The sequence below is a fragment of the Sphaerisporangium sp. B11E5 genome (genome assembly GCF_039871875.1).
Classification (GTDB): Bacteria; Actinomycetota; Actinomycetes; order Streptosporangiales; family Streptosporangiaceae; genus Sphaerisporangium.
In genome coordinates, this window is sequence record NZ_JBDPMD010000009.1 from 153,590 (window position 1) to 171,498 (window position 17,909).

18 protein-coding genes and 1 riboswitch are annotated in these 17,909 nt (G+C 71.2%); of the genes, 5 read left to right on the forward strand and 13 right to left on the reverse strand.

The genetic code is table 11. The features are described 5' to 3' along the window. Positions 1–122: 122 nt before the first annotated feature. Genes ABGB17_RS12185 through ABGB17_RS12195 form a run of 3 tightly spaced genes read left to right on the forward strand, consistent with a single transcriptional unit; the run spans position 123 to position 1,916 of the window. Complete coding sequence (locus ABGB17_RS12185) at positions 123–1,205, forward strand: serine hydrolase domain-containing protein (protein WP_347628581.1); 1,083 nt, start codon at positions 123–125, stop codon at positions 1,203–1,205. A 40-nt stretch (positions 1,206–1,245) separates the two neighbouring features. Further along, positions 1,246–1,485: a hypothetical protein gene (locus ABGB17_RS12190; RefSeq protein WP_347628583.1), complete on the forward strand. Its 240-nt coding sequence runs from the start codon at positions 1,246–1,248 to the stop codon at positions 1,483–1,485. Then, the gene (locus tag ABGB17_RS12195; protein WP_347628585.1) at positions 1,482–1,916 is read left to right on the forward strand and encodes a hypothetical protein; all 435 of its coding nucleotides are present in this window, start codon (positions 1,482–1,484) and stop codon (positions 1,914–1,916) included. The genes ABGB17_RS12190 and ABGB17_RS12195 overlap by 4 nt, the downstream gene beginning before the upstream one ends. A gap of 15 nt (positions 1,917–1,931) precedes the next feature. Here the strand turns inward: ABGB17_RS12195 and ABGB17_RS12200 are convergent, their stop codons facing one another. From ABGB17_RS12200 to ABGB17_RS12230, 7 genes are all read right to left on the reverse strand, one after another. Then, positions 1,932–3,308 carry an L-serine ammonia-lyase gene (locus tag ABGB17_RS12200; RefSeq protein ID WP_347628587.1) on the reverse strand — a complete coding sequence of 459 codons (1,377 nt, stop codon included), beginning with the start codon at positions 3,306–3,308 and terminating at the stop codon, positions 1,932–1,934. 84 nt (positions 3,309–3,392) lie between these two features. Beyond that, complete coding sequence (gcvH, locus tag ABGB17_RS12205) at positions 3,393–3,782, reverse strand: glycine cleavage system protein GcvH (protein ID WP_347628589.1); 390 nt, start codon at positions 3,780–3,782, stop codon at positions 3,393–3,395. Further along, a complete protein-coding gene (gene gcvT, locus ABGB17_RS12210; protein WP_347628591.1) occupies positions 3,779–4,870 on the reverse strand; it encodes a glycine cleavage system aminomethyltransferase GcvT in 1,092 nt (363 codons plus the stop codon). Before gcvT ends, gcvH begins: the two co-directional genes overlap by 4 nt. A gap of 135 nt (positions 4,871–5,005) precedes the next feature. After that, positions 5,006–5,102: riboswitch (glycine riboswitch) on the reverse strand. 18 nt (positions 5,103–5,120) lie between these two features. Next, a complete protein-coding gene (locus ABGB17_RS12215) occupies positions 5,121–5,834 on the reverse strand; it encodes a gamma-glutamyl-gamma-aminobutyrate hydrolase family protein (RefSeq protein ID WP_347628593.1) in 714 nt (237 codons plus the stop codon). Beyond that, positions 5,834–6,598, reverse strand: a complete 765-nt coding sequence (locus tag ABGB17_RS12220) for a 3-oxoacyl-ACP reductase (protein ID WP_347628595.1) — start codon at positions 6,596–6,598, stop codon at positions 5,834–5,836. Before ABGB17_RS12220 ends, ABGB17_RS12215 begins: the two co-directional genes overlap by 1 nt. A gap of 20 nt (positions 6,599–6,618) precedes the next feature. Next, on the reverse strand, positions 6,619–7,962 hold the full coding sequence (locus ABGB17_RS12225) for an aldehyde dehydrogenase family protein (protein ID WP_347628597.1): 1,344 nt from the start codon (positions 7,960–7,962) through the stop codon (positions 6,619–6,621). Between the two features lies 1 nt (position 7,963). Further along, a complete protein-coding gene (locus tag ABGB17_RS12230) occupies positions 7,964–9,310 on the reverse strand; it encodes a glutamine synthetase family protein (protein WP_347628599.1) in 1,347 nt (448 codons plus the stop codon). Between the two features lie 144 nt (positions 9,311–9,454). On the opposite strand from ABGB17_RS12230, the gene ABGB17_RS12235 reads away from it, so the two are divergent. After that, positions 9,455–10,177 carry an FCD domain-containing protein gene (locus tag ABGB17_RS12235; RefSeq protein WP_347628601.1) on the forward strand — a complete coding sequence of 241 codons (723 nt, stop codon included), beginning with the start codon at positions 9,455–9,457 and terminating at the stop codon, positions 10,175–10,177. 65 nt (positions 10,178–10,242) lie between these two features. Further along, entirely contained in the window at positions 10,243–10,437 is a 195-nt protein-coding gene (locus ABGB17_RS12240) for a hypothetical protein (protein ID WP_347628603.1), read from the forward strand. A gap of 520 nt (positions 10,438–10,957) precedes the next feature. Here the strand turns inward: ABGB17_RS12240 and ABGB17_RS12245 are convergent. From ABGB17_RS12245 to ABGB17_RS12270, 6 genes are all read right to left on the reverse strand, one after another. Beyond that, complete coding sequence (locus ABGB17_RS12245; RefSeq protein ID WP_347628605.1) at positions 10,958–12,460, reverse strand: High-affinity nickel-transporter; 1,503 nt, start codon at positions 12,458–12,460, stop codon at positions 10,958–10,960. After that, a complete protein-coding gene (locus ABGB17_RS12250; RefSeq protein ID WP_347628607.1) occupies positions 12,457–13,776 on the reverse strand; it encodes a hypothetical protein in 1,320 nt (439 codons plus the stop codon). The genes ABGB17_RS12245 and ABGB17_RS12250 overlap by 4 nt, the downstream gene beginning before the upstream one ends. 89 nt (positions 13,777–13,865) lie before the next feature. Next, positions 13,866–15,257 carry a DUF4331 domain-containing protein gene (locus tag ABGB17_RS12255; protein WP_347628609.1) on the reverse strand — a complete coding sequence of 464 codons (1,392 nt, stop codon included), beginning with the start codon at positions 15,255–15,257 and terminating at the stop codon, positions 13,866–13,868. Between the two features lie 202 nt (positions 15,258–15,459). After that, a complete protein-coding gene (locus ABGB17_RS12260) occupies positions 15,460–16,218 on the reverse strand; it encodes an ABC transporter permease (protein ID WP_347628611.1) in 759 nt (252 codons plus the stop codon). 43 nt (positions 16,219–16,261) lie between these two features. Continuing rightward, a complete protein-coding gene (locus tag ABGB17_RS12265) occupies positions 16,262–17,257 on the reverse strand; it encodes an ATP-binding cassette domain-containing protein (RefSeq protein WP_347628613.1) in 996 nt (331 codons plus the stop codon). A gap of 69 nt (positions 17,258–17,326) precedes the next feature. Then, a complete protein-coding gene (locus ABGB17_RS12270) occupies positions 17,327–17,857 on the reverse strand; it encodes a PadR family transcriptional regulator (RefSeq protein ID WP_347628615.1) in 531 nt (176 codons plus the stop codon). Between the last annotated feature and the right edge of the window lie 52 nt (positions 17,858–17,909).

A 17,909-nucleotide genomic window follows, 5' to 3' on the forward strand; every position in this document is an offset into this window, starting at 1 on the left:
GAGCGGGGCATCATGACCTGACACTGGACGGCGTTCATGCTCGGAATGGTAGCAACCGGCGGCCGGGAGCGCCGCGAATAAACCCGTGGCCGAGGCCGGGGGAGCCGGGTTAGGTTCCGTCCATGGCCGAGATCCATGGTTCCTGCGACGACCGTTTCGCCGAGGTACGCGAGACCCTGGCCGCGTCGCTGGCCGACAACGACGTGGGTGCCTCGGTGGCGGTGTACGTGGACGGCGAGCCGGTCGTCGACATCTGGGGCGGCCACGCGGACGCGGCCCGCACCGTGCCCTGGGGACGCGACACCATCACCAATGTCTGGTCCATCACCAAGACCATGACCGCCCTGTGCGCCCTGATCCTCATCGACCGCGGCGAGCTCGACCCCGCCGCCCCCGTGGCCCGCTACTGGCCCGAGTTCGCCCAGGCCGGCAAGGAGGCCGTGGAGGTCCGCCACATCCTCTCCCACACCGCCGGCCTCCCCACCTGGGACATCCCGATGACGGCCGAGGACCTCTACGACTGGGAGAAGGCCACCGCGCTCCTCGCCGGCCAGCCCTCGCGCTGGAAGCCCGGCACCGAGGCCGGATACCACGTCGTCACCCAGGGCCACCTGGTGGGCGAGGTGGTCCGCCGGATCACCGGCCGCACCCTCGGCACCTTTTTCGCCGAGGAGGTCGCCCGCCCCCTGAACGCCGATTTCCACATCGGCCTCCCCGCCGAGCACGACCGTCGCGTCGCCCCCGTCATCCCCCCGGCGGTCCCTACCGAGCTCCCGCCGTCCGACATCGTCTTCAGCCCGGAGCTCCGTGCCGAGGAAGCCAACACCGAAGCCTGGCGCCGCGCCGAGATCCCCGCCGGCAACGGTCACGGCAACGCCCGTTCGGTGGCCGCCGTCCAGTCCGTCCTCACCTCCGGCGGCGCCCGCCTGCTCTCCCCCGAGGGCTGCGAACGCGCCCTTGAGGAGCAGTTCGCGGGCACCGACCGCTTCCTCGGCATGGAGATGCGCTACGGCCTCGGCTACGGCCTCCAGCCCGCCCAGCGCGTCTGCTTCTGGGGCGGCTGGGGCGGCTCTCTCGTCTGGAACGACCTCGACACCCGCATGACCGTCGCGTACGTCATGAACCGCATGCTCGACCAACGCACCCAAGGCGACGACCGCGCGTTCAGCATCGTCACGGCCGCTTACACGGGCGTCACCACGTGACCTTCTGGTTCCACCCCGCCGCGCGAAGTATTATTCGAGTATGAGCGAGATGAAGGTCCGCCTGGCGATCACCGTGGATCCGCACGTCAAGGCATATGTGGATCAACTGGTCGACTCGGGGGAGGCGTCCTCGGTCTCGGCGGCGTTCAACGACGCCGTGGTGGAGCGCATGCGGCGCGATCGCCGTGCCCGCGCCGCGTGGAACGCCCGCGTCGCGCAGGCGGACCCCGATAGAGTCGCCCGCATGATGGCCCACATCGACGCCCAGCGGACGCGGTGACCGACTTCACGCCCAGCCCCTTGGTCCTCGACACGAGCATTCTCCGCGAGGTCGCCCGGGGGGACAGCGACATCATCGCCCTCATCCAGGCCTACGACGCCCGCGCCCAGCCGTTGATCGCCCCCGCCCTGGCCATGGTCGGGGCCGCTCTGGACGTCCTCACCGAGGAGGCCGCCGATCTGCTGGCCGGCCTGGACAGCCTCGAATCGGTGATGGCCGCACCGTTGCACGGCGTCGAGCAGAGCGTCGCCCTCGCCGAAGTGATCGCGAAAACCGGCCTGGACGCCTGGGACGCTCACGTCGCGGCCATCGCCGACGTCGCCGTCTGCCAGATCCTCACCCTGGACGCCGCCCGGTGGGCCGGGCCGTCCCACGCGATGGACAACCCTCTCCATGTCGTCGAGATCCGCGACCCGGACGAGGCGCATTGAGGGCCCGTCAGGCGGTCAGCACTCGATGACGTTGACGGCCAGGCCGCCGCGGCTGGTTTCCTTGTACTTGTCGAGCATGTCGCGGCCGGTGTCACGCATGGTCTTGATGGCTTTGTCCAGGGCCACGTAGTGGGTGCCGTCGCCTCTCAGGGCTATGCGGGAGGCGGTTATGGCCTTGATGGACGCCACGGCGTTGCGTTCTATACAGGGGATCTGGACGAGGCCGCCGATGGGGTCGCAGGTCAGGCCCAGGTTGTGTTCTATGCCGATCTCGGCGGCGTTCTCCACTTGTTCGGGGGTGCCGCCGAGGACCTCCGTCAGGGCGGCGGCGGCCATAGAGCAGGCCGATCCCACTTCGCCTTGGCAGCCGACCTCGGCGCCGCTGATGGAGGCGTTCTCCTTGAACAGGACGCCGATGGCGCCGGCGGTCAGGAGGAAGCGGATGGTGGCGTCGTCGCCGGTCTTCGGGGTGAAGTGGTGGTAGTAGGTCAGGACGGCGGGGATGATGCCGGCGGCGCCGTTGGTGGGGGCCGTCACCACGCGGCCGCCGGCGGCGTTCTCCTCGTTCACGGCCAGGGCGTACAGAGTGACCCAGTCCATCGCGTGGAGGGGGTCCTTCTCGGGGGTCTCCGCCTGGAGTTTGCGGTGGAGGCGGTGGGCGCGGCGCTTCACCTTCAGGCCGCCGGGGAGCACGCCTTCCTTGGTGTAGCCGCGTCTGACCGAGTCGGACATGACCTGCCAGAGGTTCAGGAGACCTGAGCGGATCTCCTCCTCGGTGCGGCCGAAGGCCTTCTCGTTCTCCAGCATCAGGCCGGAGATGGACAGGCCGGTCTCCTCGCAGCGGTCGAGAAGCTCCTTGGCGGTGGTGAACGGGTGGGGGAGCCGTGTGTCGTCCGGCTTGATGCGGTCGGCGCCGGTCGCGGACTCGTCCACCACGAAGCCGCCGCCCACGGAGTAGTAGATCTTCTCCCGCAGCGGGTCGTCGTCCTTCGAGTACGCGGTGAAGCGCATGCCGTTGGGGTGGTGCGGGAGGGAGATCTTGCGTTCGAAGACGAGGTCCTCGCCCACGGTGAAGGGGACCTCCTGGCGGCCGAACAGGGTCACCGTGGCGGACTCGCGCATCGCGGCGAGCTTGGCGTCCACGGTGTCCACGTCGACCAGCTCCGGCTTCTCACCGGACAGGCCGAGGAGTACGGCCTTGTCGCTGCCGTGGCCCTTGCCGGTGAGGCCGAGGGAGCCGTAGAGGATGACCTGGACCCTGGTGGTCTGCTCAAGCAGCCCGTCCTGGTGCAGGCCCCGGGCGAACTTGTGCGCCGCCGCCATCGGGCCGCCGGTGTGGGAGCTCGACGGGCCGATGCCGATCTTGAAGAGATCGAAGACGCTGATCGCCATGTGGTGCGCCCCTTCGGAGCCGGCGGGTGGGGGAATGGGTGGGGCCTCGGCCGAAGGGTTCGGCCGAGGTGGGGGCAGGTCTCGTCAGGACTCGGCGGTGGTGAGGGCGGTGTACTCCTCGGGGGTCAGGAGTTCCTCCGGGTCGCCGGAGACGCGGACGCGGAAGAGCCAGCCATCGCCGTAAGGGTCGGAGTTGATCAGAGAGGGGTCGTCCACCACGGTCTCGTTGATCTCGACGACCTCGCCGCCCACGGGGGCGTAGATGTCGCTGACGGACTTGGTGGACTCGACCTCGCCTACGGCGTCGCCGGACTCCAGAGTGCTACCGGCTTCCGGGAGCTGGACGAAGACGACGTCACCGAGGGATTCGGCGGCGTAGGCCGTGATCCCCACGGTCACGACCAGGCCGTCCTCCACCCCGGCCACCCACTCGTGCTCCTTGGTGTAGCTGAGCTCCTCGGGAATGCTGCTCACATGCTCCTCCGGTAAAAAGGCAGGTCAACCACGTCGACCGGTTCATGGCTACCACGGATGTCGACCGCCAGGCCGTCGGACACGTCGGTGTCCACGTAGGCCATCGCGATCGGCTTGCCGAGTGACTGGGACGGCGCGCCGCTGGTGACCTCACCGACGACGGTGCCGTCCCCGCTCAGCACCACGGGATAGCCGTGGCGTGGCACTCGGCGGCCCCGCGCGACCAGGCCGGTCAGGCGCCGGCGCGGGGGGACGTCCTTGAGCGGGGCGAGCGCGGCGCGACCGACGAAGTCGCCCGGCTTGCCGAACTTCACGACGCGGCCGAGGCCGGCGTCGAAGGGGGTCAGGCCGGCGTTCAGCTCGTTGCCGTACAGCGGCATGCCTGCCTCCAGGCGCAACGTGTCGCGGGCGGACAGCCCGGCGGGGCGCAGCCCGTGCGGCTCACCGGCCTTGGCGAGGGCCTCCCAGACGGGTACGGCCTGCTCGGCGGCGACGAACAGCTCGAAGCCGTCCTCCCCGGTGTAGCCGGTGCGCGCGATGAGGGCCTCGACCCCGGCGACGACGCCGGGGAGGCCCGCGTAGTACTTCAGGCCCGTCAGGTCGGCGTCGGTGAGCGTGGCGAGGATCTCGGCCGATCGCGGTCCCTGCACGGCGACCAGCGCGTACGCCTCGGAACGGTCGTCCACCTCGGCGTCGAAGCCCGCGGAGCGCGCGGTGAGCTCCGCGGCGACCTTGAGGGAGTTGGAGGCGTTGGCCACGACCATGTATTCCCCGCCGGACAGGCGATAGACGATCAGATCGTCCAGAACCCCGCCGTCCGGCGCGCACATCATGGTGTACCGGGCCCGGCCGGGCTCCAGAGCGGACAGGTGGCCCACCAGGGCGTGGTCGAGCGCCTCACCCGCCTGCGGCCCCGTGACGAAGATCTCACCCATGTGGGAGAGGTCGAACAGCCCCGCGGCCTTGCGTACCGCGTTGTGCTCGGCGGACTCGCTGCCGTAGCGCAGCGGCATCAGCCATCCGGCGAAGTCGGTGAGCGTCGCGCCGAGGCTCTCGTGCACCTCGCGGAGCGGTGTGGTTCTGGACATGATCGCACCTCAGGCAGGGTCGGATGAGAGCATCCTCCCCCTCTGTCATCGGTGCCTGAGAGTTTCGCCCGGGTTTTACCGGACTTTCACCTTCGGCGAGGCTCGGAGCGAACGAGCCCTCTTTCCAGAGGCCACCTGACCCGCACGGTCCTTTGCCTTGTGAGGTTCGTGGGAGGACTTGCTCCTTCAGGGGCCCTGACCGGATGTCAGGGCGCTCTCCCGCACGGGGTCACCGGTGTTCCGGCTCACCCTACCAATGCCGGGCGGGCGCCGCCGAGGCCACCAGGGCGTCGAACAGGGGGCCGTCCGCCGAGGTCTCGGGGTGCCACTGCACACCGAGCGCGAACGGGTGCCCGGCGAGCTCGACCGCCTCCACGGTGCCGTCCTCGGCGGTGGCGGACACCGTGAGGCCCTCGCCGAGCCGGTCCACCGCCTGGTGGTGGTAGTGGGCGGCGCCGGCGGGACCGGCGCCGAGCACGTCGGCGAGCGTGCTGCCCGGGGCCACCCGCACCGGCAGCTCCCCGAACTCGCCGGGCGCGGGCGCGTGGCCCCCGTGGCCGACCACGTCGGGCAGGTGCTGGTGCAGGGTGCCGCCGAGGTGGACGTTGAGCACCTGCATGCCGCGGCAGATGCCGAGCAGCGGCAGCCCGGCCGCCACCGCCGCGCCGACCAGCGCGAACTCCGCCTCGTCCCGGAAGTCGCGCACGTAGCCGGTCCGCTCGTGCGGCGCCGCGCCGTACCTGGCCGGGTCCAGGTCGCCGCCGCCGGCCACGATCAGCCCGTCCAGCCGCTCGACCAGCGGCGCCGGGTCCCCGGCGGGCGGCACGATGACGGGCTGCCCGCCCGCCGCCGCGACCCGCTCGACGTAGTTGTACGGCAGCAGCGCGGCCGTCATGTGCCACACCGTGAAGTCCGCGGGCTCCACGTAGCAGGTGATGCCGATGACCGGCCGGTCCGCGCCCATCAGAGGGGGGTGACGTAGGCGCCGGAGATGCCGCCGTCCACCAGGAACTCGGCCCCGGTGATGAAGCTGGCGTCGTCCGAGGCGAGGAACGCGACCGCCGCCGCGATCTCGGACGCCTCGGCGAACCGGCCCATCGGCACGTGCACCAGCCGCCGCTGCGCACGCTCGGGGTCCTTGGCGAACAGTTCCCGCAGCAGCGGCGTGTCCACCGGCCCCGGGCACAGCGCGTTCACCCTGATGCCCTCGCGCGCGAACTGCACGCCGAGCTCCCGCGTCATGGACAACACGCCGCCCTTGGAGGCGGTGTAGGAGATCTGCGACGTCGCCGAGCCCATCACCGCGACGAACGACGCGGTGTTGATGATGGACCCCTTGCCCTGCCGCCGCATGTACGGGATGGCGTGCTTGCAGCACAGGTACACGCTGGTGAGGTTGACCTCCTGCACCCGGCGCCACGCCTCGATGCCGGTGGTGAGGATGGAGTCGTCGTCCGGCGGTGAGATGCCCGCGTTGTTGAACGCGACGTCCAGCCGGCCGTACGTCTCGACGGCCGTCTCGAACATGCGGGCGACGTCCTCCTCGCTGGTGACGTCCGCCCGCACGAACAGCCCGCCCACCTCGTCGGCGATCTTGGCACCTCCTGCCTCGTCGAGGTCGGCGCACACGACCTTGGCGCCCTCCTCGGCGAAGCGGCGCGCGGTGGCGAGCCCGATGCCTCCCGCCGCCCCGGTGATCACGGCGACGCGGTCCAGCAGACGTTGCATATCGGTGCTATCTCCTGATCTCAGTGAGCGATGAAGACGTTCTTGGTCTCGGTGAAGGCGGCCAGCGCGTCCGGCCCGAGCTCACGCCCGAGCCCCGACTCCTTGTAGCCCCCGAACGGCGTCCAGTACCGCACCGAGGAGTGGGAGTTGACCGACAGGTTCCCCGCCTCGACGGCCCGCGCCACCCGCAGCGCGCGGCCGACGTTCTCGGTCCAGATGGATCCCGACAGGCCGTACCGCGTGTCGTTGGCGACGCGCACGGCGTGCGCCTCGTCGTCGAACGGCACCACGCTGACCACGGGCCCGAAGATCTCCTCGGTGAACGCCCGCTCGTCCAGCGTGTCATGCGTCAGCACGGTCGGCGGGAACCAGAACCCCTTGCCGCCTGGGCAGGTGCCCTGGAAGCGCGGCGTGCCGGTCACGTACGACGCCACCCGCGCGCGGTGCTCGGCGCTGATCAGCGGCCCCATGTCGGTGCCGGGGTCGCGCGGGTCGCCCACGACGACCGCCGCCACGGCCCGCTCCAGCCGCTCAAGGAACTCCTCGTACACGGGCCGCTCCACCAGCACCCGCGACCGGGCACAGCAGTCCTGCCCGCTGTTGTCGAACACCGCCCCCGGCGCGGACGCCGCGGCCCGCTCCAGGTCGGCGTCGGCGAACACGATGTTGGCGCTCTTGCCGCCGAGCTCCAGGGTGACCCGCTTGACCGTGCGCGCCGCCGTGGCCGCGATCTGCTTGCCCACCTCGGTGGAGCCGGTGAACACGATCTTGCGGACGTCCGGGTGCTCCGCCAGCCGTGCCCCGGCGACCTCCCCCGCCCCAGGCAGGACCTGGAGCACCCCCTCGGGGAGGCCGGCCTCCAGGGCGAGCTGGGCGAGCCGTAGCGCGGTCAGCGGCGTCCATTCGGCGGGCTTGACGACGACGGTGTTGCCCGCGGCGAGCGCGGGCGCGGCGCCCCAGGTCATGATGACCATGGGGAAGTTCCACGGCACGATCACGCCGACCACGCCGAGCGGCTCGTGGAAGGTGAGGTCCACCCCGCCCGGCACCGGGATCTGCCTGCCGTGGTCGCGCTCGGGCGCCCCCGCGTAGAAGTGCAGCACGTCGCGGACGTTGCCCGCCTCCCACCGCGCGTTGCCGATGGTGTGCCCGGAGTTGGTGAGCTCCAGCTCCGCCAGCTCCTCGGCGTGCCGGTCCACGAGGTCGGCGAAACGCCGCAGCAGCCGCGCGCGGTCGCCCGGCGCGACGTCCCGCCAGGCGGGGAACGCGGTTTTGGCCCGTGCCACGGCGCGGTCGGTCTCGCCCCGGTCGGCGAGCTCGACGTCGGCCAGCACGTCCTCGGTGGCCGGGTTGATGATCTTCATGTCACATCCGCTCGAATCCCCGGAACAACTCCCAGTCGGTGACCGCCGCGTCGAAGGCGGCCAGCTCCACCCGGGCGTTGTTGGCGTAGTGCTCGACGACCTCCTCGCCCAGCGCGGACTTGGCGATCTTCGAGCCCTGCCACAGCGCCAGGGCGTCCCGCAGCGTACCCGGCACCCGCTCCGCGCCGGACGAGTAGGCGTTCCCCGGGTATGGCTCCTCCAGCGGCAGCTCGTTGTCGACGCCGTGCAGGCCGGCCGCGATCAGCGCCGAGACCGCCAGGTACGGGTTGACGTCCCCGCCCGGCACGCGGTTCTCCACCCGCAGCGAGTGGCCGTGCCCGACCAGCCGCATCGAGCAGGTGCGGTTGTCCACGCCCCACTTGACGGCCGTCGGCGCGAAGCTGCCCTCGACGTACCGCTTGTAGGAGTTGACGTTCGGCGCGTACATCAGCGTCAGCTCGCGCAGCGCGGCGAGCTGGCCCGCGATGAAGTGCTCACCGACCGGGGACAACCCGTGCGGCCCGTCGCCGGACATCACGGGCCGGCCCTCGGTGTCGCGCAGCGAGATGTGGATGTGGCAGGAGTTGCCCTCACGCTGGTTCGGCTTGGCCATGAACGTGATCGCCATGCCCTGCTGGGCCGCGATCTCCTTGGCGCCGTTCTTGTAGATCGTGTGGTTGTCGCAGGTGGTGAGCGCCTCCGCGTACCGGAACGCGATCTCGTGCTGCCCGAGGTTGCACTCGCCCTTGGCGGACTCGACGTACATGCCCGCGCCCTCCATGCCGAGCCGGATGCGGCGCAGCAGGGGCTCCACGCGGGCGGTGCCGAGCAGGGAGTAGTCCACGTTGTACAGGTTCGCCGGGGTGAGGTCGCGGTACGCCTTGGTCCAGGCGCTCTCGTAGCTGTCGTTGTAGACGCAGAACTCCAGCTCGGTGCCCACGTACGCCGCCCAGCCGCGCTCGGCGAGCCGGGCGATCTGGCCGCGCAGGATCTGCCGCGGCGAGGCGGCCACCCCCGTGCCGTCCTCCCACACGACGTCGGCCATCAGCAGCGCGGTGCCCTCCTGCCAGGGCACCCGGCGCAGCGTGGACAGGTCGGGCTTCATCACGAAGTCTCCGTACCCGCGGTCCCAGGACGACATGGTGTAACCGCCGACGGTGTTCATGTCGATGTCCACGGCGAGGAGGTAGTCGCATCCCTCGGCGGCGTGTTCCAGCACCTCCTCGAGGAAGTAGCGCGCGGCGAGCCGCTTGCCCTGGAGGCGTCCCTGCATGTCGACGATGGCCAGCAGCACGGTGTCCACCCGTCCGGCGGACACCTCGTCACGCAGTTCGTCGAGGGTGAGCACGGCGCTCCCTTCCGTCAAAAGTCTGGAAACAGACCATTGGCGGCATGCAAGCACCAGCGACGCCTCCTCGTCAACGGTCCGGCGCGTATCTCGTGCGGAAAGGACTAATCTCGAACCATTGGCAGAGGGATGTGGGGGGACGTGATGGGCGAGCCGCAGCTCGTCGCGCTTCTCGGGCCGGTCCGTGCGGGCAACGCCTTCGAGGAGACCGTCGAGCGGCTGTTACAGGCGATCAAGCTCGGTGTGGTCGCGCCGGGCCAGAAACTTCCCCCCGAACGCGAACTGGCCGCCCAGCTCGGCATCAGCCGTGTCACCCTGCGTGAGGCCATCCGCGCCCTGCAGGAGTCGGGGTACCTCGACGTGCGGCGCGGACGCTACGGCGGCGCGTTCGTCGTCTACCAGCCCCCGAGGCCCCGGCACGGCGACCTGCGCAGGGCCGTCGCCGAGATGGGGGCGGGGGAACTGGCGGACGCGCTGACCTTCCGCATGGCCGTCGAATGCGGCGCCGCGCAGGTGCTCGCCACCACCGAGCTCACCGACGACCAGCGAGCACTGCTGCGCCGCCGGCTGGCCGACGTCAACGACGCCGCCCCCGGCGACTACCGGCGCATGGACACCGCGTTCCACCTGGCCATCGCCGAACTGACCGGCTCGTCGCTGCTCGCCGCCGCCGCCGCGGACGCCCGCCTGCGCGTCACCGACCTGCTGAACGCCATCCCCGTCCTCGGCCCCAACATCGACCACGCCGCCGCCCAGCACGTGGCGATGGTCGACGCCATCCTGTCCGGCGACCCGGAGGCAGCCCGCCGCGCCGTCGTCGAACACCTGGAAGCCACCGCGTCCCTGCTCCGCGCCTTCCTCGCCTGATGATGCGCATGATTCACGTTTTCCAGGGGAGTGGAGCAGGGCATTCAACGGAAAGGCGGAGCCCGATGAGTCTGCTGGACAAACTGAGACTGCGGGAACTGAAGGCCAGAGCCAAACGCCACCTCGGCACCACCACCGGCAACCGCGAACTGGCCGCCAAGGCCCGCACAGAAGAGGCCGAAGCCAAACTCCTGCGCACCAAAGACGAAATCCTGCATACCGCCAACGAAATCCGCCGCGACTACGGCATCCGCCGCTAACCACCCCACCTCCACCCCGGCCGCCGCACGCCTTCCGGGAGCCGATCACCTGTAATCGTGTGACGGAGAGCCCTCCGCGCGCCTCCCGGGGCGGCCGGGAGCCGATGGTCTGTGACGGCGTGACGGTGAGGCCGCCGCGCGCCTCCCGGGGCGGCCGGGAGCCGATGGTCTGTGACGGCGTGACGGTGAGGCCGCCGCGCGCCTCCCAGGGCGGCCGGGAGCCGATCACCTGTGACGATGTGACGGTGAGGCCGCCGCGCGCCTCCGGGGACGGGCCTCTCCACCCGTCACCATGGCACCTCCTCTCGGCGCCGGGACGGCGGGACGTGGTACGGCGAATCCGGCGCCGCTGTACGGCGGGTCGCCCGGGGGTGGGACGGCCGGCGTGTACGGGGTTCTGCGCCGGGTCCGCTCCCGCCTCACCGTCGTGGTGTCTTGAACCGGCGCCGCGTCGGCGGGACGTGGTGCGGCGAATCCGGCGCCGCTGTACGGCGGGTCACCTGGGGACGGGGCGGTCGGGTCACAGTGCCGCGGTGAGGCTGCGGAGGGCCAGGCCGCCGCCGAGGACGACGATCATCGTGGCGGTGCCGACGGGGGTGAGGCCGGCGATGCGGGCGGCCAGGCCCTGGCGGGCGGTGGCCAGGCGGTCCAGGCGGGACGCCAGCTTCACCAGGAGCAGGCCGGTCGCGGTCAGGGTGGCGGCCATGCCGGCGCCGTAGGCCACGACCAGGGCGACGCCGAACCATGTACGGCCGAGCGCCGCCGCCCCGAGCAGCACGATCAGCGCCGACGGGCTCGGCACCAGCCCTCCCGCGATCCCGAGCCCGAGCAACCCTGCCCGCCCCTGCGTCTCGTGGCCGTGGCCGTGGCCGTGGCCGTGCCCGTGTCCGTGTCCGTGTCCATGACCGTGTCCATGACCGTGTCCGTGTCCGTGTCCATGACCGTGTCCATGACCGTGTCCGTGTCCGTGTCCGTGGCCGTGGCCGTGTCCATGGCCGTGGGCCACAGGGTTTCTCCGGTTGCGCAGGGCCGAGATGAAGAGACGGGTGCCGATGACGGCGATGAGGACGCCGCTGGCGAGGCCCAGCCAGGACAGGACCGATTCCCCGGCCAGGGACGAGAACAGGCTGATCAGCAGGCCGACCACCAGCACGCCGGCGGTGTGGGTGGCCGTCACGGTGGCGCCCACGACGAACGCGTCCCTCGGCCGGCCGCGGCGGCCCGCAAGGTACGCGGCCATGATGGTCTTGCCGTGGCCGGGGATGAGCGCGTGGCCGGCACCGAGCACCACCGCGAGCAGTACGGCGAGCAGCCCGAGCGGCACCGTCAGGGTGGAGCCGCCGACCAGGCCGGTGAAGGTGCGGTCCAGCGCCGACAGCGCGTCCCCGAGCGGCCCTGGCAGGCCGAGACCCCCCGCCGCGGAGAGCGCAGGACGGTCACTGCCGGAGGGAGCCGCCCCGGCCACACGCAGGGTGGCCGACCGCTGGTCCAGGGGATCGTTCAGCAGGTCCTCGGGATAGGCCCGCAGGACATCGGTCGAGCTGACGGCCGGCACGCCGGACGGCGCCAGACGCACCCCGGAGCCCACAGCCGTGATCTCCCGCCAGCCCAGCTTGTCCCCGAGGAACGTGTCGGTGAACGACACCGTGGACCCCACCCGCGCCGGCGCGGACAGCGCGCAGGTCAGCCGCCCGGTGCGCAGGCCGCCCTGCCCCGGCAGGTACTCGAACGACGTCCCGCCGACCCGCCACGGCACCGCGACGCCGTCCACGGCGAGGCGTTGCGCGCGGGCGAGCTCGGAGCAGGTGGCCGCCGCGTACGCGGCCCGCTCGGCGTCCGACGCGGCACCGGAGCCGTCCGCGTCCACGAGCGGCGCGGCCTGAAGGGTGGGCAGCTCGGCGTAGTCGACCACCGCGGTGCCGCGTACCTGGTCCGGCCGTACCTCCAGCCCGTTGTGGTGGTTGACGGTGAAGTTGCCCATCGGGTGGAAGGCCACCACGGCGGCCAGAGCCAGGGCGATCATGTGAACCTCGCCAGAGAGGGGAGTGCCGGATCGAATCGGGGGTTGTACTCGGTGGCCAGGGACGAGAACAGGTTCGCGTCACGCCCGGACGCCTTCTCGATGACCCCCCGGTGGTGGGCGATCAGCGCGTTGCGCCACCCGAGCGCCGTCGCCTCGCGCGTGTACGGCAGGGCCTCGCGGGACCGGCCCGCCTTGTGCAGCGCCCAGGCCAGCGCGTCCGCGGCCACCATGTTGGGGTTGCGCGCGTACTCGGCCTTCGCGTGCCGCACCGCGGCGTCGGGCGAACCGTGGTCGGCCTCGAACTCGGCCCACGTGATGTCGTCGCGCACACCGTTGGCGGCCATGAGGTCCTTCTGCGCGCGCAGCACCGCCCACTGCGGGGACGGGTCGCGCCCGAGTTTCCGCACCACCTCGCCGTACTCGACGACGTACTGCGCCAGCGGCAGCCGCCCCACCACCTCCGCGTACCCGGCGGCGGCGCGCTCCAGGTCGCCGCCGAGGGCGGCGGCGCGGGCGAGCCCGGCCCGGGCGGGCAGGAAGCCGGGTGACGCGCGCAGCGCCTCGCCGTAGGCCCGCTCCGCGGCACCGAGGTCGCCCGCGCGCAGCGCCAGCTCGCCGAGGTAGTACCGGCAGTAGGCGCGGTCCTCGGAGGTGAAGGCGTCGTCGAGGGCCGCCTCCATCAGCATGCGGGCCCTGGCGGTGTCGCCGCGCAGCTCGGCGTCGTAGGAGGCGCGGGTGAAGGACGACACGCCGGGCCGCAGCTCCGTCATGCGGCGCACGGCCCTGGTCGCCTCGGCGTAGTCGCCGAGCTGGGTGGAGGAGTCGGCGAGCACGCCGTACGCGGCGGCGCCGTAGGGGTTGGCCTCGGTGGCGCGGCGGGCCAGACGCGCCGCCTCGGCGAACTCGTGACGCCCGGCGGCGAGCGCGGCCCGGCCGGTCAGCACGGCGAAGTCCCCGGGGGCCAGGCGGGCCGCCCGGCCGAGCGCCTGCTCGGCCTTGGTGTAGTAGGCAGGGTCGGCCGTGATCCGGGCCTGCTGGACGTACGCCGTGCCGAGCGCCGCCCACGCCTGGTGGTCGCCGGGCAGGCGCCGCAGCCGGTCCTGCAGGGCCTTCACCGACCCGGGGCCGCCGGCCGGTCCGTACACCCCCGCCCCGGCCGCGGGGACGGCGGCGGTCGTGGTGGTGAGCACGGGCCGCGGCTCGGAGGCGGGAAGGAAGGTGGCCCCGGCGGTGACGGCCACCGCGACGGCGAGCACGCCCGCCACGGTGCCGGCGACGGTCCGGGCCCGGCTTCGCGGGCGCAGGGTGTCGCGCATGGTGAACTCTCCTGAGGGTTCCCGGTACGAGGGGTGCGTCGGGCCGGCTCCCGCCACGCTGCCGGCGGGAGCCGGGGACCGAGGGGCGGTCAGCGCGTGTTGACGGCGGCCGCGCTGGGGAGCGGGATGTACGGGAACGTGGTCTGGAACGGCCGGTCGTTGGCGTCCACCTTGTCGCCGGCGGCGAGGGCGTCGACCAGCTTGCCGGTGCGCGCGGCGCCTTCCATGACCTGCAACGCGATGTCCACCACGTCGTCACCGAGGCGGCGGCCGTTGGGGAAGCCCTGCGCGTCGCCGGCGAGCAGGCCGAGGCGGTTGGGCTTCGGCTCCACCGGGACGGACATGTTGAGGCGCAGCATCTCCGAGGGGCGGAACGTCTTGGGGTCGACGTCCTTGTTCAGGATCTGCGAGTTCAGGTCCGCCTTGATCGGGCCGTTGGCCTTGGCGATGCCGGTGAGGAAGATCTGCACCAGGTCGTCACGCGGCGTCTTCGGCGCGGGGATCTTGTAGATGCCCTCGATCAGCTTGGGCAGTTCGGGCTCGGTGACCCTCTTGACCACCGCGGGGATGCCGGCGTCCTTGTCCGGGCTGAGGGAGTTGAAGGCGTCCTTGAGCCCGGCGGGCACGACGACCTCGTTGACCAGCGGCTGGCCGAGGCGCGACACCTGCTTGTAGCCGTCCGGGCTCCACTTCTCGGTGGTGGCCCACACGCCGATGACGGGGTTGCGCTTGGCGTCGCCCTTGACCGCCAGGTCGTTCTTCGGCACCTGGATGGCGACGCTGTGCACGTTGTAGCCCTTGGTGGTGTCCTGGCCGACCTCGGACAGGTCGCCGCCGTACAGCAGGTCGAACACCCGCAGGTCGAGGAAGAACGCCTCGTCGGCCTGGCCGGCGAAGGTCACGCCGCCGCCGGGGAGCTTGCGCAGCGACTGGCCGCGCAGCTTGGCGTAGTCGGGCATCGAGGCGGGGCCGACGTTGCTCGGCGCCACGACACCGTCCTTGACGATCGTCGTCCAGCCGTGCTTGGCGTCGTACTTCTTCAGGGTGTAGCGCTGGCGGTACAGCAGGTTCGGGTCGTCGAGCGAGGTGACCGGCCCGTTGTTGTAGAGGAAAGTGCTGTTGCCGCGCTTGTCCTCGTCGCGGAACGTCCACTGGTAGGTGATGTCCGGGCGGCCGTTGCCGTTGTTGTCGATCTTGATATTGTAGCGCGACTTGGTGTCGAAGGTGTAGAAGTTCGGGCCGCCGACCGGCTCCTCGAACGGGATCCAGTTGGCGATGAGGGTGACGGTGTCGGGCTTGTCCGGGCTGACGAAGGCGTACAGGTCGGTGTTGTCGTTGCGCGGGTCGCCGGCGATCATCGGCGCCTCGCGGTGGGAGGAGGCGCCGCCGGGCTCGGGGCGCAGCACGGCGAAGGAGGAGGCCGACAGGGCCCCCACGGCCGCAAGCACGATCAGGGATCGCCGGTTGATCCGGAGTTCCATCTCGCTCGGGTCCTTTCGGGCCGCCGGTCGCCATGCGACCGGGCGTTGTTCGGGAGTGGGAGAGGTCCGGCCGGGATCCTCACCCGCGTATACGCGGCCGTGGCGCGATCGGATTGGTGGGTTCTCCGAAGAAGTTCCGATCGGTTGTCCGCGTGTACGTCCCCGCCCGGCCGCGGCGGCCGGTGGTACGAAAGGGCCGGGCTCAGCCGGCGAGGCGGCGCATGGACGTCACCGACCACCAGACGGTGATCACGGCGAGGGCCGCCATGAGCCCGAACGACAAGGGGATCGAGCCGTCGGAGAGGTTGCCGTCGAACAGGGCCCTGCCCGCCTCGACCGCGTGGTAGAGGGGGTTGAACTTGGCGACGACCTGCATCCACTGCGGCGCCAGCGAGATGGGCAGCAGGATGCCGGTCAGCAGGATCAGCGGCAGCGCGAAGAACTGCAGGATCTGCGACATGCCGTTCTCGTCGCGCAGCGCGAGCGCGAGGCCGTACGACAGGCCGGAGGCGAACAGGCCGGTCACCGCCATCAGGCCGATGAACGCGGCGAGGCCGGGCAGGCTCGGGCGCATGCCCATCAGCAGGCCGATCGCCACGATGAGCAGCGCCTGGACCACCAAGATGATCATGTCGCGCACGGTGCGGCCGAGCACGATGGCCGGGCGGCTGACCGGGCTCACGGCGAGCCGCTCCAGGACGCCGCTGCGGATCTCCATGATCATGCCGAAGCCCACGAACAGCGAGCCGAACAACGCGATCATGATCATCATGCCGGGGGTGAACTGCTTCAGCGTCTCGGCCTCCGGCACACCCGGTGTGAGCTTCGCCAGCAGCGGGGCGAACATCAGCATGTACAGCAGCGGCTGCAGGATGCCGAACAACGGCCATACGGGATTGCGCGCGGTGTTCCTGAGCTCGTAGCCGAGGAAGAGCGCGGTGTGCTTCACCACATTGGGCACAGGGGGTTCTCCAAGTCGATGGGGCCGCGGTACGGCGGCGGGTTCAGGCGGCGTCCCTGAGGGAGCGGCCGGTCTTGTGCAGGAAGACGTCGTCGAGGGTGGCGCGGTCGAGGGCGATCGAGCGGATGACGACGCCGCCCTCCGCCAGCACGCGCAGCAGGCCGGGCAGGGCGTGCTCGCCGTCGTCCAGGTAGACGCGCAGCACGTCGCCGTCCGCCCGGACCTCCTTGGTGTACGGCTGGGCCTCCAGCAGCTTGCTCACCTCGGACGGCACGCTCTCGGTCACGTCGGCCGGGGTCGTGGCGTCGCCGGTCCCGACCCGCAGCGTCACCACGTCGCTCGCCACCTCGCGCTTGAGCGTGGCGGGGGTGCCCTCGGCGACGATCACGCCGTGGTCCACGATGGCGAGGCGGTCGCACAGGGCGTCGGCCTCGTCGAGGTAGTGGGTGGACAGCAGCACGCTGGTGCCCTCCCTGCGCAGCAGCCGGATCTGGTCCCACAGGTTGGCGCGGTTCTGCGGGTCGAGGCCGGTGGTCGGCTCGTCCAGGAACAGCAGCGGCGGCTGGTGCACCAGGCCGAGCGCGATGGCGACGCGGCGCTTCTGCCCGCCGGACAGCGTGCGTCCCGGGCGGTCGGCGAACTCGGTGAGGTCGAACGCCGTCAGCATCGCGTCGACCCGCTCGGCGGCCTGCGCCCTGCCGAGGCCGTTGACGCGGGCGGCGAGCATGAGGTTGGCCCGTGCGCCGTTGTTGTCGTCCACCCCGCCCGCCTGGCTGACGTAGCCGATGCGGCGGCGGATCTGGTACGCCTCCTTGATCAGGTCATGCCCGGCGACCCTGGCGGTGCCGCTGGTGGGGGCGATGAGCGTGGACAACATGCGCATCGTGGTGGTCTTCCCGGCGCCGTTGGGGCCGAGCACGCCGAAGATCTCTCCGGTCTCGACGCTGAGGTCGATGCCCTTGACGGCCTCGACCGTCTGCGTTCCCTTGCGGTTTCGCGTGGTGAACGTTTTCTTCAGGCCTTCCGCGGCAATGATCACATTTCTTCCTCTCGTGTCAGCGGTCGATTCTTGGCCCTCGGGTAGGTGGAGGGTCAACCGATTTAGCGCTCAGGGGAGCTCGCCCTCGGCGAGCTTCCCGATGGCCTGCTCGACCCATTCGAGCTGCGCGCGGACGTGCAGGCCGGACAGGATCACGGTCTCGCCGACGTGCCGCGGGGCCCCGTGGTCCCGCTTTCCGGCGAGCCCCCGCTCGTACATGAGGAGCTCGGCGCGGAGCCGGTCCCGGCGGGCCGTCAGCGCCGCCGCGAGGTCCTCGCCCGGCATGCGGTCCATGAAGGTGAGGGCGACCAGGAACGGGTCGACGATCGGTTTGTGGTCCCACCAGAAGTCGTTGAGCAGGCGCGCGAACTCCCGGCGGCCGGCGTCGGTGACGGCGTACACGGTCTGGCCGCCCTTGCCGCTCTCCACGACGTCCAGCAGGCCTTCCTTCGCCATCTGGGCGAGGCCGTGGTAGATCGAGCCGAACGCGACGCTGGCCCAGCGGTCGGCGCCCCACAGCTCAAGGGTCTGCCGCACCTTGTAGCCGTGCATGGGGCCGTCCAGCAGGACGCCGAGGAGAAGGGTTCGCGTGGCGGACATGACTCAAGTTTATATACAAATTTGAGTAGTGCGACGCTCCGCCGCCTCGGTC